At 72.8% G+C, this 25,189-nt stretch carries 20 protein-coding genes and 1 pseudogene; 10 read left to right on the top strand and 11 right to left on the bottom strand.

Translation table 11 applies throughout. The annotated features are described in order from the left end of the window. Window positions 1-6: 6 nt before the first annotated feature. Window positions 7-300: pseudogene (locus tag BGM09_RS09190) on the top strand (FCD domain-containing protein); the annotation flags it as partial. On the opposite strand, the gene BGM09_RS09195 reads toward BGM09_RS09190, so the two are convergent. From BGM09_RS09195 to BGM09_RS09205, 3 genes are all read right to left on the bottom strand, one after another. Further along, entirely contained in the window at window positions 287-3,472 is a 3,186-nt protein-coding gene (locus BGM09_RS09195) for a TIM-barrel domain-containing protein (protein ID WP_411158283.1), read from the bottom strand. The pseudogene BGM09_RS09190 and the gene BGM09_RS09195 sit on opposite strands and share 14 nt — an antisense overlap. Before the next feature lie 268 nt (window positions 3,473-3,740). Then, on the bottom strand, window positions 3,741-5,081 hold the full coding sequence (locus tag BGM09_RS09200; RefSeq protein ID WP_223186542.1) for an MFS transporter: 1,341 nt from the start codon (window positions 5,079-5,081) through the stop codon (window positions 3,741-3,743). Between the two features lie 142 nt (window positions 5,082-5,223). Continuing rightward, on the bottom strand, window positions 5,224-5,904 hold the full coding sequence (locus BGM09_RS09205; RefSeq protein WP_188280981.1) for an O-methyltransferase: 681 nt from the start codon (window positions 5,902-5,904) through the stop codon (window positions 5,224-5,226). Between the two features lie 75 nt (window positions 5,905-5,979). Here BGM09_RS09205 and BGM09_RS09210 point away from each other — a divergent pair, with 75 nt between their 5' ends. Beyond that, window positions 5,980-6,705, top strand: coding sequence for a TetR/AcrR family transcriptional regulator (locus BGM09_RS09210; RefSeq protein WP_188280982.1), 726 nt, complete (start codon window positions 5,980-5,982; stop codon window positions 6,703-6,705). A gap of 32 nt (window positions 6,706-6,737) precedes the next feature. On the opposite strand, the gene BGM09_RS09215 is transcribed toward BGM09_RS09210, so the two are convergent. Continuing rightward, window positions 6,738-7,220: a VOC family protein gene (locus BGM09_RS09215; protein WP_188280983.1), complete on the bottom strand. Its 483-nt coding sequence runs from the start codon at window positions 7,218-7,220 to the stop codon at window positions 6,738-6,740. A 105-nt stretch (window positions 7,221-7,325) separates the two neighbouring features. Further along, a complete protein-coding gene (gene sthA / locus BGM09_RS09220) occupies window positions 7,326-8,729 on the bottom strand; it encodes a Si-specific NAD(P)(+) transhydrogenase (protein WP_188280984.1) in 1,404 nt (467 codons plus the stop codon). A 232-nt stretch (window positions 8,730-8,961) separates the two neighbouring features. Here sthA and BGM09_RS09225 point away from each other — a divergent pair, with 232 nt between their 5' ends. Both BGM09_RS09225 and BGM09_RS09230 read left to right on the top strand, forming a co-directional pair. After that, on the top strand, window positions 8,962-11,172 hold the full coding sequence (locus BGM09_RS09225) for an alpha-galactosidase (RefSeq protein WP_188280985.1): 2,211 nt from the start codon (window positions 8,962-8,964) through the stop codon (window positions 11,170-11,172). A gap of 199 nt (window positions 11,173-11,371) precedes the next feature. Further along, complete coding sequence (locus BGM09_RS09230) at window positions 11,372-12,382, top strand: alpha/beta fold hydrolase (RefSeq protein ID WP_223186543.1); 1,011 nt, start codon at window positions 11,372-11,374, stop codon at window positions 12,380-12,382. Between the two features lie 82 nt (window positions 12,383-12,464). Here BGM09_RS09230 and BGM09_RS09235 read toward each other — a convergent pair whose 3' ends face one another. After that, entirely contained in the window at window positions 12,465-13,160 is a 696-nt protein-coding gene (locus tag BGM09_RS09235; protein ID WP_223186555.1) for a YqjF family protein, read from the bottom strand. A gap of 125 nt (window positions 13,161-13,285) precedes the next feature. After that, the gene (locus tag BGM09_RS09240; RefSeq protein ID WP_188280987.1) at window positions 13,286-13,639 is read right to left on the bottom strand and encodes a cupin domain-containing protein; all 354 of its coding nucleotides are present in this window, start codon (window positions 13,637-13,639) and stop codon (window positions 13,286-13,288) included. Window positions 13,640-13,729: 90 nt separating this feature from the next. On the opposite strand from BGM09_RS09240, the gene BGM09_RS09245 reads away from it, so the two are divergent. Beyond that, entirely contained in the window at window positions 13,730-14,260 is a 531-nt protein-coding gene (locus BGM09_RS09245) for a GNAT family N-acetyltransferase (protein WP_188280988.1), read from the top strand. Between the two features lie 153 nt (window positions 14,261-14,413). Then, window positions 14,414-15,586: a PP2C family protein-serine/threonine phosphatase gene (locus BGM09_RS09250; RefSeq protein ID WP_317452605.1), complete on the top strand. Its 1,173-nt coding sequence runs from the start codon at window positions 14,414-14,416 to the stop codon at window positions 15,584-15,586. Here BGM09_RS09250 and BGM09_RS09255 read toward each other — a convergent pair. Together BGM09_RS09255 and BGM09_RS09260 are read right to left on the bottom strand one after the other, a co-directional pair. After that, a complete protein-coding gene (locus BGM09_RS09255; RefSeq protein ID WP_188280990.1) occupies window positions 15,560-16,336 on the bottom strand; it encodes a GNAT family N-acetyltransferase in 777 nt (258 codons plus the stop codon). The two genes, BGM09_RS09250 and BGM09_RS09255, sit on opposite strands and share 27 nt — an antisense overlap. Window positions 16,337-16,438: 102 nt before the next feature. Next, window positions 16,439-16,909, bottom strand: a complete 471-nt coding sequence (locus BGM09_RS09260; protein ID WP_223186544.1) for a nucleoside deaminase — start codon at window positions 16,907-16,909, stop codon at window positions 16,439-16,441. Window positions 16,910-17,112: 203 nt separating this feature from the next. Here BGM09_RS09260 and BGM09_RS09265 point away from each other — a divergent pair, with 203 nt between their 5' ends. Next, window positions 17,113-19,788 carry a polysaccharide lyase family 8 super-sandwich domain-containing protein gene (locus BGM09_RS09265; RefSeq protein WP_188280991.1) on the top strand — a complete coding sequence of 892 codons (2,676 nt, stop codon included), beginning with the start codon at window positions 17,113-17,115 and terminating at the stop codon, window positions 19,786-19,788. Window positions 19,789-20,091: 303 nt separating this feature from the next. Continuing rightward, window positions 20,092-20,880, top strand: coding sequence for a hypothetical protein (locus BGM09_RS09270; RefSeq protein ID WP_317452613.1), 789 nt, complete (start codon window positions 20,092-20,094; stop codon window positions 20,878-20,880). Here BGM09_RS09270 and BGM09_RS09275 read toward each other — a convergent pair. Together BGM09_RS09275 and BGM09_RS09280 are read right to left on the bottom strand one after the other, a co-directional pair. After that, window positions 20,843-21,973: a bile acid:sodium symporter gene (locus BGM09_RS09275; RefSeq protein ID WP_317452606.1), complete on the bottom strand. Its 1,131-nt coding sequence runs from the start codon at window positions 21,971-21,973 to the stop codon at window positions 20,843-20,845. The two genes, BGM09_RS09270 and BGM09_RS09275, sit on opposite strands and share 38 nt — an antisense overlap. 109 nt (window positions 21,974-22,082) lie before the next feature. Continuing rightward, a complete protein-coding gene (locus BGM09_RS09280; RefSeq protein ID WP_223186545.1) occupies window positions 22,083-22,928 on the bottom strand; it encodes a hypothetical protein in 846 nt (281 codons plus the stop codon). A gap of 103 nt (window positions 22,929-23,031) precedes the next feature. On the opposite strand from BGM09_RS09280, the gene BGM09_RS09285 reads away from it, so the two are divergent. After that, window positions 23,032-23,697, top strand: coding sequence for a response regulator transcription factor (locus BGM09_RS09285; RefSeq protein ID WP_188280992.1), 666 nt, complete (start codon window positions 23,032-23,034; stop codon window positions 23,695-23,697). Between the two features lie 14 nt (window positions 23,698-23,711). After that, window positions 23,712-25,133 carry a HAMP domain-containing sensor histidine kinase gene (locus BGM09_RS09290; protein WP_317452607.1) on the top strand — a complete coding sequence of 474 codons (1,422 nt, stop codon included), beginning with the start codon at window positions 23,712-23,714 and terminating at the stop codon, window positions 25,131-25,133. Window positions 25,134-25,189: the final 56 nt, after the last annotated feature.

The following is a 25,189-nucleotide window of genomic DNA, read 5'->3' on the forward strand; positions in this document are numbered from 1 at the left end:
ACACTCGATCTCGTGGCGTTGCAGAGCGAGTGGGACGCGGTCTCACCGCGCCGCGCCGCGCACGCGGTCGAGGCCGACCTCGCCTTCCACCGCGCCCTGCTAGCCGCCACCCACAACGAACTGCTGGAGCGGATGGAGACGGTGATCGAGTCCGGTCTCGCGCGTGACGAGATCGTGCACAGCTCCCCGCACGGCCAGGCCCCGGACGCCGCCGACGCCGCCGACGTACGCGCCCCGCTGGACGCCGCCGAGGCGCGGTGGGCCTCGGCGGCGTCCCCTGGCGGCGTCACCGATAGCTGACGGTGACCCGCTGACGCACGGACCTCTGCGGGACGGTGACGGTCACCTTCCTGGCGGCGGCGTCCCACGACCAGGCGCTCCTGGCCGGCGGGGCGCCGTCCACGGTCACGGACTTCGGCGCGGTGGCGTTGGAGAAGGCCACCGTCCACTGGCGCTGCGCGACCTGCCCGGCGAAGGAGCCGGAGACCGGGGCGACCGTCAGGGTGTGGACGGTGTCCGCGCGCCCGCCGCTCTGCGAGTAACGGATCGCCGTCGTCGCGCTCTTGGCGCTGTCCGTCGTCGTCCCGTCGTCCTCGTAGAGCCGGAAGGAACCGGCCGCGCCCGTGGGCACGTTGAGCGTCACCTTCGTCAGCGGGTTCTGTACGTCGTTGGCGACGTAGCCGGTACGGGTCGGCAGGATCGCGCCCGCCTTGACGAACACCGGCATCGAGTTGAGATCCGTCGCCACCTGCCGCGTGGTGCCGCCCTGGTAGGTCGTGCCGGTGAAGTAGTCCGTCCACTGGCTGCCGGGCGGGAACCACACCGAGGTGGTCGCCGTCGTCCCCGGCGTCGTCACCGGCGCCACCAGCACGTCGGGCCCGTACAGATACTCGCCGCCCGCCGTCGCGTAGGCGTCCTGCTCCTCCGGGTACGCCAGATAGGCGGGCCGGGCCACCGGCACACCGGTCCGCCGGGCCTCCTCGGCCAGGGTGTACGTGTACGGCAGCAGCGCCTCACGGAGGTTGAGGAACTTCTCCGCCGACGTCTTCGCGGCGGCGCCGTACTGCCAGGGCAGCCGGTCGCTGTGGTTGGAGTGCAGCCGGTCGATCGGCTGGAAGGTCCCCAACTGCACCCAGCGCGCGTACAGGTCGTCGGCCAGCTTGGTGCTGCCCGGCTCCGCGCCCGCCGCCTGCGTACCGTCGTTGTTGAAACCGCCGATGTCGTGGCTCACGGCGGACAGTCCCGTGGCCACCGACTCGCCCGGTGTGTAGCCGACTTCGGCCTGGAGCATCGCCCACGTCGAGCGGGTGTCGCCGGTGAAGTGCACGGTGGTGCGCTTGTCGGCCCACGGCCCGGTCGCGAGCCCGGCCCTGCCGCTGTAACCGCCGGTCTGGAGTGAGCCGTACGCCCGCGAGAAGGCGAAGCCGCGGTTCACGGTGCTGTCGGTGTCGGCGGCGTACTGCTCGTTGATCCACGCGTCGGGCGTGACCCCGGCCAGCGTCGACTTCGACTGCTCACAGCACCAGTCGAGCCACCAGAAGTCCGCGCCTTGCTGTTCCATCGTCTTGTGCAGGTCGAAGTACGCCTTGAGCTGGTTCGGGTCGCCCCAGTCGAAGGTGTAGCAGTCCGCGCCGTGCCCCAGGTCGCTGTAGCACCCGGCGTTGTCCTTGGTCAGCCTGTTCTGCGACGTGGCCTGCGCCTGCGCGAACTGCGGGTCGGAGGACAGGATGCTCGGGTGGATGTTCAGGGTGTTGTGCAGCCCCTGCGCCGCCGCCCAGTCGAAGAAGCCCTTCGGGTCGGGGAAGCGGCCCGAGTCGATCTCCCAACCGTCCCAGCGGTCGGGGGACTTGAAGTCGGTGTCGGTGACCAGCACGTCCAACGGGACGTTGTCGGCACGGAACTTCGGCAGGATCGTGTTCTCGTAGTCCGCCGCCGAACGGTCGTAGTACTCCGAGTACCAGACGCCGTACGCCCAGCGGGGCAGCAGCTTCGAAGGACCGGTCAGCGTCGCCAGATCCGCCAGCCCCCGCTGGTAGTCGTGGCCGTAGCCGAACACGTAGCCGTCCTGGTACGGCTTCCCGCCGTGGCCGGCGCGCGGGGTGACCTTCTCCTTGGCGTTGTCGAAGACCGCGGACGCGGTGTCGTCGAGCAGTGACCAGCCGTCCTGGTACATCAGCCCCGGTGTGTTGCGCGGGCTGCCGTTGATGCCGTCGAGGCCGCGCCGGTAACCGCCGAGCGGCGCGTGCGGCGCCAGCAGCGGGGAGCCGGTGGACGTGACGGCGACGGTGTCGAGATTCACCTTGCAACTGTCAGCGCCGGGGCAGCCGATGGTGACGTCGTTGGTCCCGGCGGCCAGCGTGACGGGCACCGCGACCGTACGCCAGTCGTCCCAACTGCTCGTCACCGGAAGCGTGGTGGTGGCCGCCGAACCGGTGCCGACCGTCACCGCGACCGTGCCGGGCGCCGACTGCGCGTTGGAATACCGCAGTTGGAGCGCGTACGAGCCCGCGGCCGGGACGCCGGTGAGGTGCACGGTGTCGCTCGCGCCCTGCTGGAGCCCGGCGACGAAGCCCTTGCCGGAGAAGTCGTTGTGGTCCTCCTGCACCGCGGCGGAGCCGCCGAGACCCCCGGCCTCCGCCTCGCACACCGCGCCGTACGCGCAGTCGCCGGCCGGTCCGCCGCCCGCGCCGGGGTAGGGGGAGCCGGGCGTGACCACGGCGAGGCTGTCGATGTTCACATCGCCCGAGTCCGTGGCGGTCCGCGCGAGCGTCAGCGTGTGGGTGCCCGCGGTCAGGTCGACGGACGCGGTCGCCACCGCCCAGGTGTTCCAGTCGGCGGTGGTCGGCAGCGTCACCGTGCGGCCCGCGCCGCCGTCGGCGGAGAGCGTCAGCGTACGGGTGGCGGTCTGGCCGTCGCCGCCGAGACTGTTGGCGTAGCGCGCGTCGAACTGGTAGGTGCCGTCGCTCGGCACCGTGACGGTGAAGGACAGCGAATCGCCGGTGTTCTCGAAGCCCGCGGCGAATCCGCTGCCGGTGTATCCGGTGTGGTCGCTCGCCGCGGACACCCCGTTCAGCTTCAGGCTCTCCGCCTCGCAGAGCGTGCCGGGCGCGCAGGTCGAGGCGGTCGCCGCCTTCCACGGCGCCGCGGTCACATCCTGTCGGCCGCTCTTGAGCCGAACGGTGAGATTCTGGCCGGTGAACGGCCCGGAGCCGACCTTGTACTTCAGCGTGAGCGCCTGTGTGGTCAGCGTCAGCCAGCCGTCGCTGACCCGCTGGGTGAACGGGGCGCCGCCGAAGCCGTCACGGCCGACGGCGTTGAAGGTCGGCGCGTCCAGGAACGCGGTGTCGCCCGCGTACTCGGTGCGGATCAGCGTGGGGGAGAGGATCTCGAACCGCGCGTCGCCCGAGACCACGGCCGACGCCTTGGCTCTGGACGGCGGCGCGGCGGAGGCTCCCGACCCGCCCACGATCATCGTGGCGACGACACTCGTGGCTGCGATGGCGGCGACCGCGCCCAGGCGCGGTCGTGTGCGACGGGCCATGTACGACTCCCTTGTCGGTTCGACGTCGGGTCATGTCTGGTTGTGGGTCCGCTTGTGCGCACTTCTGTTCGTGCGCTGACACGTTGACGATGACAGATCCGGCGCCGGGAGGGGAGTGTGCCGACTGGTGCGAATGTGGTTGGTGCAAAGAGCTGATGCGAGCGGACGTACCCGGCGGGGCGCACCGGCTGGTGAGCCGTCAGGGGGCTGTTCGCTCGCGCAGGGGGCCGGTGTCCTTCGCGACGCCGGCCGCCGGGGCCGGGGCGCCGGAGTCGTAGCGCCAGAAGGAGCGGGCCAGCGGGGCGGCGAGTGCCACGACCGCCACGCAGGCGAAGCCGCCGATCGTCCAGGACAGCCCGGCGCCGAGCGCGGCGGCCATGGTACCGGCGCGCAGGTCGCCCAGCCGGGGGCCGCCGGCGACGACGACGGTGTGGACGCCCTGCATACGGCCTCGCATCTCGTCGGGGGCGTAGGTCTGGAGGAGTGTCTGGCGCAGGACCGCGCTGACCAGATCGGCCGCGCCGGCGACGGCGAGGAGCAGGACGACCAGCCAGAGCTGCCGGGCCAGGCCGGAGACGGCGACGGCGGCGCCCCACACCAGCACGGCGCCGGTGAGCACCACGCCCTGCCGCCGGATCCGGCCGATCCAACCGCTGGCGAACCCGGCCAGGACGGAGCCGATCGGGATGGCGGAGTAGAGCAGCCCGACGGAGCCGCCGAAGCGGGCGTCCGCGACGGCGGGGAACAGTGACCGCGGCATCGCCAGCGTCATGGCGCAGATGTCCACGAAGAAGCTCATCACCAGCACCGGCCGCCCGCCGATGAAGGACAGCCCGTCCCGTACCGACCGCAGACCCAGGCGGGCCGCGGAGCCGTCCGGCGGAAGTCGGGGCAGCCGCAGCGTGGAGTGCAGCGCGGCCGTGAACAGCACGGCGTCCGCGCCGTACGCGTACGCGAAGCCGTGCGGGACGGTGACGAGGACACCGGCGATCAGCGGGCCGATCACCTCGCCGACCGTGCCGATCACGTAGTTGAGGGTGTTCGCGGCGGGGATCAGGCCGGGTTCGACGATGCGCGGCACGATCGCGCCGCGCGCGGAACTCGCCATCGCGAACCCGGCCGACTGCGTCGCGACCAGGGCGAGGATCAGCCCGACACTGCGCAGGTCGAGCAGTGTCTGCGCGAGCAGCGCCAGCGTCACCGTCCAGGTGCCGAGCGAGGACCACAGATACAGCGTCCTGCGGTCGACGGCGTCGGCGATGGCCCCGCCGTAGAGGCCGAAGACGATCAGCGGCACCAGACCGGCGAAGCCGACCATGCCGACGGCCAGCGACGAGTGCGAGATCCGGAAGACCTGGACCGGCACCGCGATCTGGGTGAGCATCGAGCCGACGAACGAGGTGCCCTGGCCGATGAAGAGCCGCCGGAAGGCGGGCAGCGCCAGCGGGCGGGTGTCGATGGCGTGGTCGGCGAGCAGCCGTCGCACTCCGCGAGGGCTCGGCCCCGGCTGCTCCGCGCGCTCCATGGCGTCGCCCTTCATCCGCCTCTGCCCTCCGGGCCGCTCCGGCCCCGCTGTCCTCTGCCTGGCCCGCTGCCGCCTGCCCGGTGCCGTCTGCCCGCAGGCCGTGTCCGCTCTCGCCCTGCCCGGCCGTTCGTCCTACCGGGCCCCCTGCCGCCGTCGCTCACAGACGGCAGCTGATCTCCATGCCGTCCTCGACCGGGAAGGTGACGCTCTCGTAGCCGTTGCGCGGATCGCGGACGTAGTCGAGATACGGCGCCAGGTCCGTGAGGTCCACGTCGTCGGCCACGACGAGGGTGCCCGGTGCGAGGCGCGGTTCGAGCAGTCGCAGGACGGGCAGGCAGAGGTCCTTCCAGCCGTCGAGGAGCAGGAAGTCCACCGGACCCGACAGTTCGGCGAGGGTGTCGCGGGCGTCGCCTTCGAGGACGCTGACCAGTGCGTCGAGACCCGTCTCGGCGAAGGTCGCGCGGGCCGCGGCGGCCTTGTCCGCGCTCAGTTCGGTGCTGATCACCCGCCCCGCGCCGTTGTCCCGCCCCGCGCCGTTGTCCCGCACCGCGGCGGCCAGGTGGAGCGTGGAGATCCCGAAGGAGGTGCCGAATTCGACGACGGTGGCCGGGCGGACGGCCCGGACCAGGTTGTAGAGGAGCTTTCCGCCGTCGGCCGAGATCGGCATGTAGACCTCGGCGTTGGCGTCGGCCAACTCCTGCGGTGTCGCCGGGGCGAAGCCGTCGGGCCACGCGGCCCGGACACGGTGGCGGGTCGCGTCGTCCTGCGCGGCCCGGTCGAACATCGCGGTCAGGGCGGAGACGACCCGGGGGTCGCGAAGGGTGCTGGTCGGTGTCATGAGCTCTAGAGTAGACGCACCGTTGCGTTGCGTCTAGAAGTTGCCGACATACCCTGGGACCCGGAGGATGCGGACATGGAACGAGGGAGTTCAGTCGCCGACGGCGCCAAGGGCGGAGAGGGCGCCAGGGGCGCGGAGGGCGCGGAGGGCGCGGAGGGCGCCAGGGGCGCGGAGGCCGATGTCGACCGGACGGCGCGGCACCACGGCAACCGGCACGGGCGCAGCGAGCAGGCACGTATGGCCGTACTGGAAGCCGCCGACGACCTCCTGGTCGAGAAGGGCTTCGCCGGTGTCACCATCGAGGGCATCGCGGCGCGGGCCGGGGTCGCCAAACAGACCATCTACCGCCGCTGGAACACCAAGACCGACATCCTTCTGGACGCCTTCCTCCAGGATGCCGCCGAAGCCTTCGCCCCGGCCGACCACGGCGATCTCGGCGCCGATCTCCGCGCGCACCTGGGCCTGCTGGCCGGCTTCCTCACCGCGTCCGACGCGGGCGCGGTCTTCCGGGCCCTGCTCGGACACGCGCAGCACGACCCGGAGTTCGGGGCCGTGCTGCGCGCCCGCTGTCTCGACGAGCAGCGCCGCCGCGACCGGCTCCCGCTGGAGAACGCGGTGGGCCGCGGCGAACTCCCCGCGGGTCTCGACATGACGGCCGAGGTCGACCGGCTCGTGGGTCCGATCTACCACCGCGTCCTGGTGACCGGGGACCCGGTCGACCGGGACTTCACCGACCGCCTCGTGGACGACTTCCTGCGCCGCCACCCTCGTGCCCGCCCCGCGTCGGACGGCACTTCTTAGCGGCGCGTCGTACGTCTTCCCGTCGGCGTCCCTCAGGCTCCGGTGCCGTCGGCGGCGGCCTTGAGCGCCGCCAGGTCGATCTTCTTCATGCCGAGCATCGCCTTCATCGCGCGCTGGCCGCGCGCCGTGTCGGGGTCGTTCAGCATCGCCACCATGCCGGTGGGGACGACCTGCCAGGACAGCCCGTACTTGTCCTTGAGCCATCCGCACGGGCCCTCGGAGCCGCCGCCCTCGGTGAGCCGGGCCCAGTAGTGGTCGACCTCGGCCTGGTCCTCACAGGTGATGAGCAGCGAGACGGCCTCGGTGAAGGGGAACTCGGGGCCGCCGTTGATCGCGATGTACGGCTGGCCGTCCAGCTCGAACTCCACGGTCAGTACGGTGCCCGCCTCGCGCGGACCGGCCTCGCCGTAGTAGGTGGTGTCGGTGATCCGCGAGTTCGGGAAGACCGAGACGTAGAATTCGGCGGCTTCCTGGCTCTCGGTGTCGAACCAGAGGTTGGGGGTGATCCGGGGCATCGCGGTCTCCTCGCGTCAGGCTGTCGTCGGCGTCCGAGCGCCGCCGTTCACCTTTATGACCGGCCGCCCGCCGAAAACTCATCGGCGACACAGCACCCGCGCGGCTCAGTCCCCCAGCCGGTCGATCTGCCGGATCTTGTTGGTGACGTCGAGCGCCGCGACCTTGTAGGACTCGGCGAGCGTCGGGTAATTGAAGACGGCGTCCACGAGGTAGTCGACGGTGCCGCCGCAGCCCATCACGGCGTGGCCGATGTGGATCAGCTCGGTGGCGCCGGTGCCGAAGCAGTGGACGCCGAGCAGCTTGCGGTCCTCCGGCGAGACCAGCAGCTTCAGCATGCCGTGCGCGTCACCGATGATCTGGCCGCGGGCCAGCTCGCGGTAACGGGACACACCGACCTCGAACGGCACCAGCTCGTCGGTGAGCTGGTCCTCGGTGCGGCCGATGAAGCTGACCTCGGGAATGGTGTAGATGCCGATCGGCTGGCCGTCCCGCATCGCGTGCACCGGTTCGCCGCAGGCGTGGTACGCGGCGGTCCTGCCCTGCTCCATCGAGGTCGCGGCCAGGGCGGGGAAGCCGATGACGTCACCGACGGCGTAGATGTGCGGGACCGCGGTGCGGAAGTGCTCGTCCACCGATATCCGGCCGCGCCTGTCGGCTTGCAGACCGGCCTTGTCGAGGTCGAGTTCGTCGGTCAGGCCCTGCCGTCCCGCCGAGTACATCACGGCGTCAGCGGCGATCTTCTTGCCGCTCTCCAGCACGGTCAGGGTGCCGCGCTCGTGCCGTGAGACCGCCGCGACCGTCTCGCCGAAGCGGAAGGTGACCGCGAGATCCCGCAGGTGGTACTTGAGCGCCTCGACGATCTCGGCGTCGCAGAAGTCCAGCATTCCCTCGCGCTGCTCCACCACGGTGATCTTGCTGCCGAGGGCGGCGAACATCGACGCGTACTCCATGCCGATGACTCCGGCGCCGACGATCACCATGGACCGCGGCACCCGCTCCATGCTGAGGACGCTGTCGGAGTCCAGCACCGTACGGTCGTCGAACTCGACGCTCGCCGGGCGCGCGGGCCGGGTGCCGGTGGCGATGACGATGTGCTCGGCCGTCACCAGCCGGTCCTGGCCGACCGTGTCGCGCACCGCGACGGTGTGCTGGTCGACGAAGCGCCCGGTGCCGGAGAGCAGCGCGACCTGGTTCCTGGAGAGCTGACTGCGGATCACATCGACCTCGCGGCCGACCACATGCTGCGTCCTCGCGGTCAGGTCCGCGACGGTGATGTCCTCCTTGAGCCGGTAGCTCTGGCCGTACAGATCCCGCTGGTTGAGGCCGGTGAGGTAGAGCACCGCCTCCCGCAGCGTCTTGGACGGGATCGTGCCGGTGTGGATCGACACCCCGCCCAGCGAGTCCGCGCGGTCCACCACCGCCGCCCGCCGTCCGAGCTTGGCCGCCGCGATGGCGGCCTTCTGACCACCAGGACCTGAACCGATCACCAACACGTCGAAGTCGGGCACACCAGCGAGTGTGACAGTCGGCGGGCCGCCTCGGAAGGCTTTGCCGAACAGGGCCGCCCGCGGCCGTAGTCGCGCTGTCGCCGGTCCGCTACGTGACCGGCCGCCCCGCCCGCTGCCCCGGCGCGGTCCCGCGGTTGGGGCGCGGTGACCGGCACGGCTGCCGCACCCCACCGACAGCGCGCTTGTGCCCGATGACGATGATGGTCACCGGACCTGCGGAAAGGACTCATTCATGACCACCATCCCCGCGCGGATCGTGACCCTGCGCGCGGCAGGAGTCGCCCTCGTCGTGGAACTCGGCGAGCCGGTGCCCAGAGTCCTGCACTGGGGCGCCGACCTCGGCGACCTCTCCGACGCGGACCTCGCCGCGCTGAGCCTGACCGCCGAGGGCGCGGTGCTCAACAACTCCCTCGACGTCCCGCGCCGGTTCACCGTCTGGCCCACCGAGGCCGACGGCTGGTCGGGCAACCCCGCCCAGCAGGGCCACCGCGCGGGCACCGCGACCACCCCGCGGCCGATCCTGACCGGCGCCGAGCACCACCAGCCGGTGGGCGGCGGTGGCGAGTTGGTGATCGACCTGCGCGACGCCGTCTCGGATCTCGACATCGTCGTCACCTACCTCCTCGAACCGTCGGGCGTCCTCGCCGTGAGCGCCGAACTGACCGCGGGCGAGGGAGCGGGGAAGGGCGCGGCCGACGCCCCGCCGTACGACCTGGCGGCCCTCGGCCTCCTGCTGCCGCTGCCCGAACGCGCGGGCGAGGTACTGGACTTCACCGGCAAGTGGAGCAGGGAACGCTCCCCGCAGCGCCGCCCGCTGCACTACGGCTCGTACGTCCGCGAGGTCCGGCGCGGCAAGCCCGGCGTCGACTCGCCCTACCTGCTGACCGTCGGCGTGCCCGGCTTCGGCTTCCGGGACGGCGAGGTGTGGGGCCTGCACGTCGGGTGGAGCGGCGACCAGCGGTATCTCGTCGAGCGGCTGCCGGAAGGTGCGGGCAGCGACCACGCTGTGGTCCTCGGCGGCGGCGAGCTGCTGCGGGCGGGCGAGGTACGGCTGGCACCGGGCGAGACCTACACCTCCCCCGCCTGCTATTTCGCCTGGTCCGACGCGGGACTCGACGGGCTCGCCGACCGCTTCCACACCCTGCTGCGCGCGCGCCCCACTCACCCGGCGACCCCGCGCCCGCTGATCCTCAACAGCTGGGAGGCGGTCTACTTCGACCACGACCTGGACCGGCTGCTGCGGCTGGTCGACCGGGCCGCCGAGGTCGGCGTCGAGCGCTTCGTCCTGGACGACGGCTGGTTCAAGGGCCGCCGCGACGACACCGCGGGCCTCGGCGACTGGACGGTGGACACGACCGTCTGGCCCGACGGCCTGACCCCGCTGGCCGAGCACGTCCGCTCCCTCGGCATGGAGTTCGGGCTGTGGGTCGAGCCGGAGATGGTCAACCTCGACTCCGACCTCGCCCGCGACCACCCGGGCTGGATCCTCGGCCCCTCGGCGGGCCTCGGCCCCAGCTCCCGGCACCAGTACACGCTCGACCTCGCCAACGAGGACGCCTGGCGGTACCTGCTCACCTCGCTCGACACCCTCGTCGGCCGGTACGGGATCGGCTACCTGAAGTGGGACCACAACCGTGAGCTGCACGAGGCGGTCGAGCGCGGCCCCGGCGGCGTCGACCGGCCCGGCAGCCGCGCCCAGGTACTCGCCCTGTACCGGCTGATCGACGCGCTCAAGGCCCGCCACCCGGGACTGGAGATCGAGAGCTGCGCCAGCGGCGGCGGCCGGATCGACCTCGGCGTCCTCGCCCGTACCGACCGGGTGTGGGCCTCGGACTGCAACGACCCGGTGGAACGGCAGACCATCCAGCGCTGGACCGGCCAGTTGCTGCCGCCAGAACTCGTCGGCGCGCATGTCGGCCCCACCCCGAGCCACACCACCGGGCGCCCCGGCACCGACACCTTCCGGATGGCCACGGCCCTGTTCGGCCACGCGGGCATCGAACAGGACCTCAGCCGCTGCACCCCCGAGGAGCTGGCCCGCCTGACCCACTGGTCCGCGCTCTACCGCGAGCAGCGCCCGCTGCTGCACTCGGGACGGGTGGTCCGCGCCGACCTCGCGGGCGGCGCCGTCCTGCTGCACGGCGTCGTCGCGGCCGACGGGTCCGCCGCGCTGTACGCGTGGGCCAGGATCGCCACCTCGCCCGAGGGCCAGTCGGGCCGTGTCCGGCTGCCGGGTCTGGACCCCGCCACCGCCTACCAGGTCCGCGTCCGCACCGAGATCGGCCTGCCGTCCTTCCACCAGACGACCGCGCCGCCGTGGCTGGCCCGCGCCCTCGAGGGCTGGCTGCCGCTGCCCGGCGCCGTCCTGGCCACGGCGGGAATCCCCATGCCGACGCTCGACCCGGAGCACGCGATGCTCATCGAGGTGCGCGCGGCACCCTGACGCGGCGGACCGCCGGGCGACGCGCGTACGGTCCGGGGGAGCCCATTGGGGGAGGCGTTTCTACCCCAGGTGTACGAATGTCGAATCCACCGGCGCAGGCGGCGCGGCGAACCGCCCTCGAACGGGTCACGGACCCGCACGGGGGCGGTTCGCCCTGTTAGGCAGGAGTCGATGCCCGCCATCGAACCCTGGAGTCCCCTTGTCCTTCGCCACCGCCGCCCGCGAGGAGCCGACCGCCTGCCTGCCCGGCCCGGTGCCCGCCCAGAGCGACGGCGCCGCGGCGCGGTCATTCGCCCGGATCAGTGAATGGCATCTGGAGTACGAGGGCTTCCGGTACACCTGCCGGATCAGGCACCACGAACGGCCGGTCGACGCCCCCCTGCTGATCCTCGGCGGCTCCTCCCAGGACCGGCACTCGTGGATGCGGCACGAGCAACGGATCGGCACCGCCGCCGACGTGATCACCGTCGACCTGCCGGGCTACGGCACCGCCGACTTCCTCCCGGCGTTCTACGGCATCGACTTCCTGGCCGCCGTCGTCCGGCATCTGCTGGACGAGCTGGTGGTGCCCGCCGTCACCCTCGTCGCGGCCTGCTTCGGCGGCGCCGTCGGCCTGCGCTTCGCCCAGCACTACCCGGCGCGCGTCGAGCGGCTGTTGTTCGTCGGCATGACGACCCGGATCCCGCCGGACTACGCGGCGGCCATGGAGCGCTGGGACGGCATGATCGACCGCGGCGAGACCGACCGGATCGCCCGCGAGCTCACCGACCGCTTCATGTCCCCGCCCGGCACCGGCCGGGTACGCAAGCACGCGGCCGTCGCCCGCCTGGTGTACGGCGGTCTGATCGGCCAGGACGCCGAGCAGTTGCGGAAGTCCGCCGAGCACAACAAGCGGCTGATGCGGCACGAGTGGTACCGGCCGGAGCCCGTACCCGCGGTGCCCAGCCTGGTCGTCACCGGCGAGTACGACACGCTGTGCACCCCGGAGATGGGACGCGAGGTCGCCGCGGTGCTGCGCGCCGCCACCTTCCTGACCATCGACGAGACCGACCACCTCGCGCCGGTCGAGCGGATCGCGGACTTCGCCGACCTCGTCACCCGCTTCTGCGCCGACCTCGCGCTGGACGGCCTGCCGTACTGCAGCGCCCCCGAGACGGCCGCGGCCGGCACGCTCCGGGAACCGGCCGTCGCCTGGCGCGGCCGACCGTAACGACCGACCGTAACGGCCGGCGGTCACGACTGACCGTAACGACCGGCGGTCACGAGAGTCCGAAAGGGCAGGGGACCCGCGCTCACGGGGTCGGGATGCCCGCGGGCTTGTTCGGCAGGCCGAAGCGGACCGGGACGCCGGGGGAGTACAGCACGCTGACCGGGTCTCCCAGCGGCCGGGCGAGACCGGCGGCCGTCACCACGTCCTCGTCCAGGGACAGCAGCTCGGCCCGGTGCAGCGGCCAGCGCGGATGGGCGTTGGGCAGATACACCGGCCGCCCGAAGAAGGCGTTGTGCATGCCCCAGCGGGCGGTGAGGAAGTGTTCGAGTTCGGTGGGCTCCGCCACCGGCTCACCGATCCGTACGCTCAGCGAGGCCCGCGCGCCGCGCGGCCCCGGCCAGCGGCGGGAACTGGTGTACGTGATGGTGTCGGCGTCCCGGCGCACCGACATCCGCGACCACAGATAGGGCAGCCGGAAGACGCCCCGGCCCACGACGACCGGTATCAGCCGGGACGCGTCCAGCGACCGGAACACCACACCGCGCCGCCCCCGCTCGTCCACCGAGTACAGCCGCACGTTCGTCTCGGGGAAGGTCCCCAGATACGGCACACCGGGCAGCCGGAACCAGCCGACCCGGTGCATACGGAAAGCGACCAGACCCACGTACGTGACGCCGTGCAGGGTGTCGGGCCGTACGCCCGGCGGCAGCAGCGGCGCCACCAGCTCCGGCTCCACCGGCCAGTGCACGAAGGCCAGGTCCAGCCACCACTGCGTCATCAGCGGCTCGGCCGCGGCGCCGGGCGGCGCCTCGGCCACGATCGGCTCCGCGTCGGCGGGGATGGTGGACACGCCGTCCAGCATGCCACCGCCGTGTCACCCGCCCGGCTGCGGGGGACGGCCGGTCAGCTCGGGCGCGGGCGGTAGCGGATCTCCAGCATCAGACAGCCGGGGCCCGTGCGGTACGGGCCGTGCGGCATGCCGGGAGGGCGGGACGCGAAGTGGCCGCTGGTGAAGGTCTTCCCCAGAGTCAGGTCCTCCAGTTCGCCCTCCAGGAGATAGACCTCCTCGTAGTAGGCGTGCCTGATCACCCCGGCGGCGGACGTGTCGAGCCCCGGCTCCCAGCGTGCGAGCCGGGTCAGCTCCGCGCCGTCGGCGGCCGGGTCGGCGGACAGCACGCGCTCGCTGACGCCCGGCGAGCCCTCCGCCGGGGTCCACGGGATATCCGCGGCGGCGCGGAATTCGTGTTCGTCCTTCACGGTGAGACCTCTTTCAGCACGGGTACGGGGGTGCGGGCGCCGGGCTCGAATTCGGTTGACCGACGCATTCGGCCGGTATAGCAATGCCGGATGATAGAAGGCGAGAAGATCCAGCTCAGGGCCAGGTTCGAGAGCGATGTCCCGGTGCTCCACGCCGAGTTGCAGGACGACGTGGTGGGCAGGTCCCGCTCCGACTCCCGCCCCTGGCGCCCCGTATCGCCGGACACGGCGGACTCACCGTACGCGGTGAACGGGCTTCCTCCGGAGGTGGTCGTCTTCTCCGTGGTGGAGACCCGGACGCGGGAGCTGGCGGGCGCGGCCTCGATGTGGGGCATCGACACCCACAACCGGCTCGCCCACCTCGGCATCGGCCTGCGCCCCGGCTACCGCGGTCGCGGCCTCGGCACCGATGTCGTCCGTACGCTGTGCCACTACGGCTTCGTCGTGCGCGGCCTGCACCGTATCCAGCTCGAAACCCTCGCCGACAACACCGGGATGATCACCGCGGCCACGCGCGCCGGATTCCGTGTCGAGGGAACGCTGCGCCGGGCGGCCTGGGTGTACGGCTCCTTCCTCGACGAGGTGGTGCTCGGGCTGCTCGCCGACGAGTGGACCCCGTAGGGCGGACTCACCGCGCCCGGCGGGCGGGCGGACGGGCGGACACCCGGAGGGTCACGCGGCGCGGTCCGTGGGCCTCACGCACGCGGCAGGAAGCGGCCGACCCGCCTGGCCGGGAAGACGTATTGTCCGATATGCGCCGTTATGCTCGACAGTGTGAAGACGATCCGATCCCGCTGGCGCTCCTGGTGGCCGGACGGCCGAAGGGATCCCGTCCTCCTGGCCCCGCTCCTGCTGACCGTGATGATCATCGTGGTGGCGTTGGTCACTCCGACCGACTTCGCGATCAGCCGCCTGCTGCCCGCCGCGCCCGCGCTGGCCGCGTCGATGTGGCCGGTGCGCCCGACCGTCGCGCTGGGCGTGGTGGCGACCGCCGTGGTGGTCGGTGACTCGCTCATCATCGACTCCCCGAACATGCTGTTCACGGCCGGTGCGATCGCCCTGGTCACCGCCGCGGCCGGATACGCGGCGCACAGCCGGCTGCACCGCGAGCTGACCCTCACCCAGGTCAGATCGGTGGCCGACACCGCACAGGCGGTCGTCCTGCGACCGGTGCCGCCCCGTGTCGGGAACGTGGACGTCGAGACGCTGTACGTGGCCGCCGCCGCGGAGGCCCGGATCGGCGGCGACTTCTACGCGGCGGCCGACACCCCGCACGGCGTACGCCTGCTCATCGGCGACGTCCGCGGCAAAGGTCTGACCGCGGCGGGCGCGGCCGGGGCGATCGCCAACAGCTTCCGCGACGCCGCCCACGACGAACCCGACCTCGCGGCGGTCGCCCGCAGGCTGGACAGCAGCGTGGTCCGCTACAGCGCGTCGATCGCCGGCGGCGACGCGCCCGAGCGCTTCGCCACCGCCCTGTTCGTCGAGATCCCGGCCGACGGCGGCCACGCCGTCCTCCTCAACTGCGGCCACCCGCCGCCGCTGCTGCTGCGCGGCGACCAGGCCACCGCCCTCGATCCGAGCGCCCCGTCACCGCCCCTGAACATGGCCGTGCTGCTGGGATCCGACTACCGCATGGACACCGTCCCGCTGGTCCGCGGTGACCGGCTGCTGCTCTACACCGACGGCGTCATCGAGACCCGCGACGACACGGGCACGTTCTTCTCGCTGCGCCGGTGGGTGAGCGGCAGACCGCCCGTGGAGCCCAGGGAACTGCTCGACCAGCTCCGTGCCGAACTCCTGCGCTTCAGCGAAGGAGAGCTCGACGACGACATCGCGGCCATGCTCGTACGCTCCCGCGCGGGCGCGGCCGGTTCGCCTGGTTCGGGCGGCTCGCCTGGTTCGGGCGGTTCAGCCGGTTCACGCGGCGCGGGTGAAGACGTGTGAGCGGCCGATCGGAGTGAAGCCCCGCCGCGCGTACCAGGCGCGCGGCCAGTCGTCCGCGTCCGCGATCAGGAACAGCAGCGGGCACCCGGCCGCCAGGTGCACGGCGGTGGCCAGATTGACGTCCGCGTAGCCGCGCCGCTGATGCGTGGTCGCGGTGACGACCTCCTCGATCTGCGCGATGCCCTCCGCCGGGTCGAGGTAGAGGTCGGTCCACGCGCCGACGGCCCCCTTCTCGTCCCTGACCGCCAGGAACCGCACCTGCTCCGCGCCCCGCAGCCGGGCGGCGCGACGGTCGGTGAGCTGCCGCACCACCTCGTCGTCGGCCTTCGGCAGCCACCGCCGCGTCTGCCGCAGTACGGCGGACCGCAGGGCCCGCGGCGTGACGGTCTCGGCGGCCGGGTCCGGCGCGGGCGTGGGACCCGAGTGCCGCATCACCAGTTCCGTCTCGTGCTCGTAACCGGCCGCGAGCAGCGTCGGCGCGCACAGCACGCCGAACTGGTCGTCCAGCACCGAGATCCGGCGGTGCGGCAGATGGCCGAGTACGGCGTCGGCGAGCGCGGGCAGGCCGTCCACCGCCACCGGGCCTTCCACGACCAGCTGATTGTGCTCGTGAGAGGCGGCGTACGCGGCGTTGAGGACCGCCGCGCCGCCCGGGAGTTCGACCACGCGCCCGGCCTGCCGCCGCTGGAAGGCGGCGCGGAAGGACGCGATGCGGTGCAGATCGACGGCGGAGACCTCGACGGCGGGCATACCGCCCAGTCTAGGAACACCTGGTCACGGCGCCGCAAGCGCATTTCCCGCCGCCCGCGCCCCGTACCGCCGCTGTCTCGGGGAGGCGAGCCCGGTCGGCCTTCACTCCCCGATGTCCTCGTACCAGAGCTCGGGCCGCGCCGCGATGAAGTCCCGCATCAGCGCGACGCAGTCGGGGTCGTCCAGCAGTGTGATCCGTACGCCGTGCTCCGCGAGCCAGTCGTGGCCGCCGGAGAAGGTGCGCGCCTCGCCGATCACCACATGGCCGATGCCGAACTGCCGGATCAGGCCCGAGCAGTACCAGCACGGGGACAGCGTCGTCACCATCGTCGTGCGCCCGTATCCGCGCAGCCGTCCGGCGGCCCGGAAGGCCGAGGTCTCGCCGTGCGCCGACGGGTCGCCGTCCTGCACCCGGCGGTTGTGTCCGCGGCCCAGCAGCCGTCCGTCCTGGCCGAAGAGGGCCGCGCCGATCGGGACGCCGCCCTCCGCGAGCCCGGCGCGGGCCTCTTCCAGGGCCGTGGCCAGCATCGTTGTCGGGTCCGGGGTCGAGTCCGGGGCCGCCGTGTCAGTCATGTGCCCACTGTGGCCGCGGGGGAGCGCCGCCGCAATGCGCTGGCGGCGGACGGCCCGAGGCGCGGAACCGGTCCGTTCCCCCGTGGCCCGGTCCGTTCCCCCATGGCCCGGCGCGGACGCCGTGCAAGGGTAGTGACAGGCGTGGCCCGCGTTGCTTCAATGCAGCAAGCGCTTTCCGTCCCCGTTCCCCTGGAGCCGCCGCCGTGCCGATATCCCGTCGTGTCCTGCTGTCCTCGGTCCCGGCGGCGGGCCTGACGGCCCTGGTCGCACCCTTGCGGGCGCGAGCCGCGGACGGCCCGGTCCCGGCGAGCGCCGCGTACGCCACGATCGCGGACCAGGCGGCGCTCATCGCCAACACGGTGGCGGTCTTCGCCGGGACCGCCGAGTCCAACGCCCGCCCCGAGGCCGCCGCGAAGCTCACCGCGATCGAGTCGACCGCCCGCGCCAGGCTGGCCGCGCTCGGCACGGCGGGAGCGAACCAGCTCTTCGGCGGCCTGACGCTCGGCGCCAGCGACACCAACCTGACGACGTCGTTCCAGTACCTGTACGAGACGGCGCTCGCGACCCGCGTACCCGGCGCGCCCGGCGGTCCCGGCTCCGGGCTGCGGGACGACGTGACCGTGCAGCGGCGCGTCGTCGACGGCCTGGCCTTCCTCTACGACGGCTACTACGGCGACCAGTCGAAGGGGTACTACGGCAACTGGTTCAACTGGGAGATCGGCATCTCCACCCACGTCACCAAGACGCTGCTGCTCCTCCAGGACGCCCTCGCCGCCTACCGGCCCGACCTCACCGCCGCGTTCGTGGCCGCCATGGACGCCTATCTGCGCAACGGCAAGGACGGCGACGTCGACCTCGACTCGCGCTTCCACACCGGCGCCAACCTCGCCGACATCACCACCAACCGCATCCTGCAAGGCGCGGTCCTCGGCGACGACGCCCGCACGTCCAAGGCCATCGCCGACCAGTTGACGGTCTTCGCCACGATCGACCCGTACGCCCCGCGGCACGGTGTCACGGACGGCTTCTACGCGGACGGCTCCTTCATCCAGCACGCCTCCGTCGCGTACACCGGCTCGTACGGCACCGGGCTGCTGAGCCGCGTCGTGCAGACCGTCCGGATGCTCGACGGCACCAGCCACGTCCAGGGCGACGACCTGATCGGCGTCGTGCAGGGCTGGATCGCCGAGGGCTTCGCCCCGCTGATCTTCGAGGGGTGGATGGCCGAGATCGTCAAGGGCCGCGCGATCTCCAGGACCACCACCGGATACGCCGACGTCGCCACCGTCGTCGAGGCCGTCACCGGCATCTGCGCCTACGCCGGCGCGAACGACGCGGCGGCGCTGGCCGGTTACGTCCGCTACGTACGGCAGACCTCGCGGGCCGCCCTCGACCCGGTCGCCTTCGTCTCCCCGACGACCGTCGTCCGCTACGCCGACATCCTCGCCGACACCTCGGCGCCGGCCGGCGACCTCGTCCCGGCCGCGCACCACGCGGCGCTCAACTCCATGGACAGGACCGTCCACCGCCGCCCCGGCTACGCCTTCGCGCTGGCCCGCAGTTCGGCCAGGATCAGCAAGTACGAGTACATGAGCGGCGAGAATCTACTGCCGTGGTTCCAGGGCGACGGCGCCCACTACCTCTATCTCACCGGCCAGGACCAGACCCGCGCCTACGGAATCGACTACCTCACCGTCGTGTCGCCCTACGGCCTCGCGGGCGTCACCGCCCCCGTCGAGACCCGGCACAGTGTGCCCGAGTTGTACGGCACCGCCTGGTACGACAACCCGGACCTGGGCTTCACCGCCTCCTCCGAGTCGCAGAACACCTACGTCTACTTCCCGCGCGCCACCAACGCCCTCTCCGGCGGCGCCACCCTCGGCGCGTACGGGACGGCCGCCTTCGTGCAGTCCGACGACGCCGCCTACGCGGCGATGCGGGCCGGGCTCCTGCCGGACGACTTCGTCGTCTACCGCAACGCGGACGCCACGAAGTCCTGGTTCATGCTCGACGACGAGATCGTGGTCCTCGCCGCCGGAGTCGGCGACGGCGCGGGCCGCGCGGTGACCACGACGCTCGACACCCGGATCGCCGACCCGGCCGCCCCGGTCACCCTCACCGGGCGGCTGCGCGACGGCGCCCCGTGGTCCGGCACCGGCACCGACACCGGCACCGCGCCGCTGGCCTGGCTGCGCTACGCCGACGCGGGCCAGGGCACGGCCGTGGGGTACGTCTTCCTCGACGGCTTCGAGGACCGGCGACAACCGGACCGCGGACAACCGGACCGCGGACAACCGGACCGCGGACAGCCGGACCGGAGACACGGGCGGTCAGGACCGCGCACCACCGTCGCGCTGGACACCGTCGCCCGCAGCCGCCGCGTCGTGCGTACCTCCAACCCCGACACCACCGTGACCAAGCAGGTCTTCGCCGTCCGCGTCGAGCAGGCCGCCGGAGCTGAGCCGGTCTCCATGGCGTACGCCCTCGTCCCGCACGCCACCGAGGCGCGCCTGCGGTCGTACGCCCGCGGCCCGCTGTCGGTGGTCGCCAACTCCACGGCGGCGCAGGCGATACGCCACCGCGACCTGGGCCTGCTCGCCGTCAACACCTTCACCGAAGGCCCGCACCACGCCGACCGGCTCTCCGTCGAAGGGCCCGCGTCCGTCCTGCTGCGCGAGGACCGGCACGGCGCTGTCTCCCTCGCCGTCGCCGATCCCACCACGCAGCGCGACCGGATCACGCTCGTCCTCCAGGGCCGTCCGCTGCGCGCGGTCACCGCCGATGACGGCGTGCGCGTCTCCCGCGTGCCCGGCGGCATCCGCGTCGAGGTGGCCACCCGGCACGCGTACGGCCGCAGTTTCATGGCCACGCTGCGCTGACCGCCCGCTGGGCCGCCGTGGGCGCTGTCCGTCCCGGGTCCCGGTAAGGGGTCGGCAAAGGATCGGTGCGGACCGCCCGGGTGTCCGATTCGCCCGCACACCGTTCGTCTACAGTCGTGTAGTCGTCGGCCTGTCGGGGCTCGCCGCCCTGGTCGGCGCGTGCTCGGGGCCGTGCTGTGCGGAGAGCGGAATCGGCCTGCGTGCCGGGAGAGTTGCGGTCCTGTGGAACAACCAGTGGAGCAGCGGTCCGCGCGTGCGCGGACGGTCGGAGCGGCGCCGTACGCGTCGGCGGGGGCCGGTCCCGTGGGGCACCGGCGGACGGGGCGGAGCGGCCTCGCGGCCGGCGGCGCTCTGAGCAAGGTACCGGAGGTCACCGCCTGGTTCTGGCTGACCAAAGTGCTCACCACCGGCATGGGCGAGACGACCTCGGACTTCCTGGGCCGCGCGCTCGGCCCGGTGCTCGCGGGCGGGCTCGGCCTGATCGGCCTGGTGGCGCTGCTGGTCGCCCAGTTCCGCGCGCCGCGCTACTCGCCGTGGACCTACTGGTCGGCGATCGTCATGGTGAGCGTCTTCGGCACGATGGCCGCCGACGTCGTGCACGTGGTGGCCGGGGTGCCGTACGCGGTCTCCACGGTGGCCTTCTCGCTGATCCTCGCGGCCGTGCTCACCGCCTGGTACGCCAGCGAGGGGACGCTGTCCATCCACAGCGTCCGCACCCCGCGCCGGGAGATGTTCTACTGGGCGACCGTCCTGACCACCTTCGCGCTCGGCACCGCGGCTGGCGACCTCACCGCCGGCAGCCTGCACCTGGGCTACTTCTCCTCAGGCGTCGTCTTCGCCGTCCTGATCGCCGTACCGGCGCTCGCGGGCCGCTTCCTCGGGCTCGACGCGGTGGCCGCCTTCTGGTGGGCGTACATCCTCACCCGCCCGCTCGGCGCGTCGTTCGCCGACTGGATGGGCGTACCCCTCCACCGCGGCGGCCTCGGCTGGGGCACGGGACCGGTCAGCCTGGTACTCACCGTCCTGATCGCCGCGCTGGTGGGCTTTCTGGCGGTCAGTCACCGCGACGTGCCCGCGAACGCGGGCGCGTAGCAGGGGACATGGCGCGCCGTCGCGCGCGCCGCCGCCGGGACCCGGCGTCGGCGCGGGGGCCGAGGAAGCTGTCCACCGCCCCCGCGCCGAATTTCTGGACGATGCTGTACGCCAGCACCGGCATCAACACCTGCGGATGCGCAGGGAGATGAGTCGCCGCGAGCACCGCGCTCGCGCTGCTGTTGTTCATCCCCGACGCCAGCGTGATCGCGACCGTGTCGGCCCGGTCGCTGCGCAGACCGCGCGCCAGACCCCAGCCGACGGCCAGCGCCGCGAGGCACGCCAGGGCCGCGACACCGACCGACGCGGCGATGAACGCCACCTGCGGATGCCGCAGTTGACCGCCCAGCGCGCCGCACGCGTTGGCGTACGTCAACAGCAGTGACGCCATCAGCGCGGCCAGTTTCAGACCGGGAAGCGCGCGGTCCCGCCGCTCCCGCGACGTCATCCGCTGCGCCAACAGCCCGGCCAGGCACGGCGCGACGACCCCGGCCAGCGCGAAGGCGCCGCTGCTCGACCCGGCCATCCGCCCCAGATCGTGCGCGTAGTGGCCGTGCGCGAAGACGGCGGCCATGGAGAGCGTCAGCGGTGTGGTCAACGGGCTGAGCAGCGTGGAGGCGAGCACGATGCCGACCACCAGTGCGTGGTTGCCGCCCGCCCGGCCGCCCCAGACCGTCGCGCCCCCGGCCACCGGCATGGCGCCGACGAGCGCGATCCCGGTGAGCAGTCCGCTGCCGCCGTCGGTGTCGGGCGAGAACCGCAACAGTCCTGCCAGCAAGGGCAGGACGAGCAGTGGCACGGTCGCGTTCACCGCCGTACCGGTCATCAGCGCCACCGGCCGCCTGGCCAGCGCGGGCAGCCGCCGCACCGGCACCTGAAGGGCCGCCGTGAACAGCACGAACGCCAGCAGCGCCGAGGGCGGCGACAGCGCGGCGGCCGGTACGCCGACCCCGCGCGGCACGCTCCACCGCAGGTGCCGCAGCCACAGACCGGCGGCGGGAGCGACCGTCGCGACGGCGTAGGCCAGGGCCATCAGCCAGGTCAGGGACCTTTGGACGCGCGCGAGGGCGCGGGGGACGAAGGGGGCACGCACGGGCTGTCGTTCCTGTCTGCTGCGATACGACACGGGGGACCGGTGGACGCCGGTGACCGGCGCGGGCCGCGTATCAGCGCAGACAGGACGGTGGCAGCCGCGTACGTCATCAGGCGGTTTCCGCCGCCCGCTGGTCCTGCCGGGCGTGCTCGTCCAGCGGTGTGTGCGGTGCGGGCCGCTGGTCCTTGCGGGTCCGGGTGAGATAGACCACCAGCGCCAGGATCGTGGCCAGGAACAGCGCGCTGGTCCCCACCGTGCCGAGGCCGAGACCGCCGTCCGCGCGCGGCTGCGAGAGGTAGTCGCCCAGGGACGCGCCCAGCGGCCGGGTCAGGATGTACGCCAGCCAGAACGCGAGCACGGCGTTCAGCCACAGCCGGAAGTGCGCCAGCGCGACGACCGCGATGACCGCGCCGAAGGCGAGCGCGGAGAGCCAGTAACCGAGGTTCATCCGCTCCGCGACCAGGTCACCCGCCGCCGTGCCCAGGGCGAAGGTGAACAGGATCGCCAGCCAGTAGAACGCCTCACGGCGCGGGGTGCGGATGCTGTGGATCGACAGCGTCCGCTCCACGGCGAACCAGAGCGCGAAGGTCGCCGCCAGGACGACCGCGAAGACCGCGGTCGTGGTGGTCAGCGCCACCCCGAGATTGTCGGTCAGATTGTCCGTGACCAGGGTGCCCACCACGCTGATCAGCACCACCGCGAGCCAGTACACGCCCGGCACGTACCGCCGGACCCGGAACTGCGCCACCAGGGCCGCCACCAGCAGTACCGACATCACGTACGTCGTGTTCGTCAGGCCCATGTGCAGATTGGTGTTGAGATAATCCGCCGCGGTCTCGCCGACCGTGGTGCACAAGACCTTGATCAGCCAGAAGTAGACGGTGACTTCCGGCACCTTGTTGAGCATCGCGCGCACCCCGGGCGCGGAGCCCGAGCGTTCCATGGTCGTTGTCATGCCGCGCAGGCTGGCACGCGGCGCCTGAACACAACCTGAGCGCCGCCCCGCGCCCGGCCGCCCGGCCCTTCCCCGGCGTGCCCGGTCGTCGATACTGGGCCTCATGACCGCCCACTGCGTCCTGATCGTCGAGGACGACCACGGACTGCGCGACGTCCTCGCCCGCGGCCTGCGCGAAGAGGACTTCGAAGTGCTGACCGCCGCCGACGGCGCGAGCGCGCTGCGTACGGTCGGCCCGCGGGTGGACGCGGTCGTCCTCGACGTCGGCCTGCCCGACTCCGACGGGCGGGACGTCTGCCAGGCCATGCGCGCCGTCGGCATCGAGGCCGCCGTGCTCTTCCTCACCGCGCACGACGCCCTGCACGACCGGCTGTCGGGCTTCTCCTCGGGCGGTGACGACTACCTCGCCAAGCCCTTCCACCTGGCGGAGCTGACCGCCCGCCTGCACGCGGCGCTCCGGCGCGGCAACCGCGTGGCGGCCCGCGAGGTCGAGGGACTGCGCCTGGACCCCGTCACGCACGCGCTGTCCGCAGACGGCGCCGCCGTGCCCCTGACCCCCACCGAATTCCGCATCCTGGCCTGCCTGATGGCCGCGCCCGGCGCCGCCGTACGACGGCGCGGCCTGGTACGGGCGGCGTGGCCGCACGGCGCCCAGGTCAGTGACAACACCCTCGACCAGTACGTGTCGCGGCTGCGCCGCAAGCTCCGCGAGACGGGCAGCACGCGCGGCATCGACACCGTGCGCGGCATCGGATACCGGTTCGCGTGAGGCCGCCCGCCCGCGTGCGACGTCCGGGCCGGGCGGCGCGTCCGAGTCAGGCCGAGCAGCCGCCGCGCGCGGGGCTTGCGCGCCGCCGGGGTCTGTCCGGCACGCTGCCCGCGACCCTGCGCGGCCGACTGGCGCTGCTCGCCCTCGTCACCACCGTGCTGTGGGTGGCGCTGCTCACCGCCGCGTTCAATGTCGCGCTGCACGAGATACTGCGCCGCCAGGCCGACGACCTGCTGCGCACCCGCGCCGCGGCCGTCGCTGCGACCGTCGACATCCGCGCCGACGGGACCATCGCCGTCCGCGAACCGGGCGACGACGGCGCGCTCGACAGCGGCATCTGGATCTACCGCGGCGCCCGCGTGGTCGAACGCCCCGCCGCTCCGGGACCGCTCCAGCGCAGCGCGGACGCCCTGGCGGGCAAGGGGACCCGATTCGCCGACACCTCCGCCCCCCGCTCGACGCGGCTGTACGCGATGCCGCTGAGCAGCAGGGGGGTTCAGGTCGCCACCGTCGTGGCCGCCGCGAGCCTGGAGCCGTATCTGCTCACCGCCCGTTCGGCGCTGGCCGGTTCGCTCGGCCTCGCCCTGCTGCTGGTCGGCGGCGTCTACCTGGTCACCCGCATGGTGATCGGCCGCGCCCTGCGCCCGGTCAGCACCATGAGCGACCAGGCGTCCCGCTGGAGCCGGTACGGGGCGGCGCAGCGCTTCGGCGCGCGGGAGGCCAGGCCCACCGAACTGGCCGCGCTGGCCGCCCATTTGGACCAGCTCCTGGACCGCCAGGCGGCCGTCCTGCGGCGCGAACAGCAGCTCACCGCCGAGCTGTCGCACGAACTGCGCAATCCGCTGGCCCGGATCACCGCGGAGACGGACTGGCTCACCGCCCGCCCCCGCACCGCGGACCAGTCCCGCTCCTCCCACCAGGCCATCGCCGCCGCGGCCACACAGATGGCGCAGATCTGCCGGACTCTGCTCAGCGAGGCCCGGCAGCCGTCCGCGGCGGCGGGCCGCTGCGCCGCCCTCGACGTCGCCCGAGCGGTCGCCGACCGCAGCCGCGCAGAACACCCCGAGGCGCCCCCGGCAACAGCGTCCGGTGAGCCGGTGGACGTCGGCGTGACCCCCGAACTCCTCGAACGCGTCCTCGCCCCGCTGCTCGACAACGCCCGCCGCTACGCCGCCCGCGCGATCACCCTCGAATGCGTCCGACTCCCTGAAGGCGCGCGGGTGTTCGTCGCCGACGACGGCCCCGGCGTCCGCGCCGAACACGCCGAAGCCGTCTTCGAGGCGGGCCGCCGCTTCGGCCCCGAGGCGGACGCCCACGACGGCGCCGGGCTCGGCCTCCCCCTGGCCCGCCGCCTCGCCCGCGCGGCAGGCGGCGACATCACCCTGGTCCCCGCACCGCGCGGCGCCCGCTTCCAGGTGACACTCCCACCCGGCTAGGGCGGGTCCGGCGGATCACGAACGGCCCCTTCGGCCCCCGGTACGCACGCCGGTGC

This window comes from Streptomyces sp. CBMA29, assembly GCF_014596445.1.
Classification (GTDB): Bacteria; Actinomycetota; Actinomycetes; order Streptomycetales; family Streptomycetaceae; genus Actinacidiphila.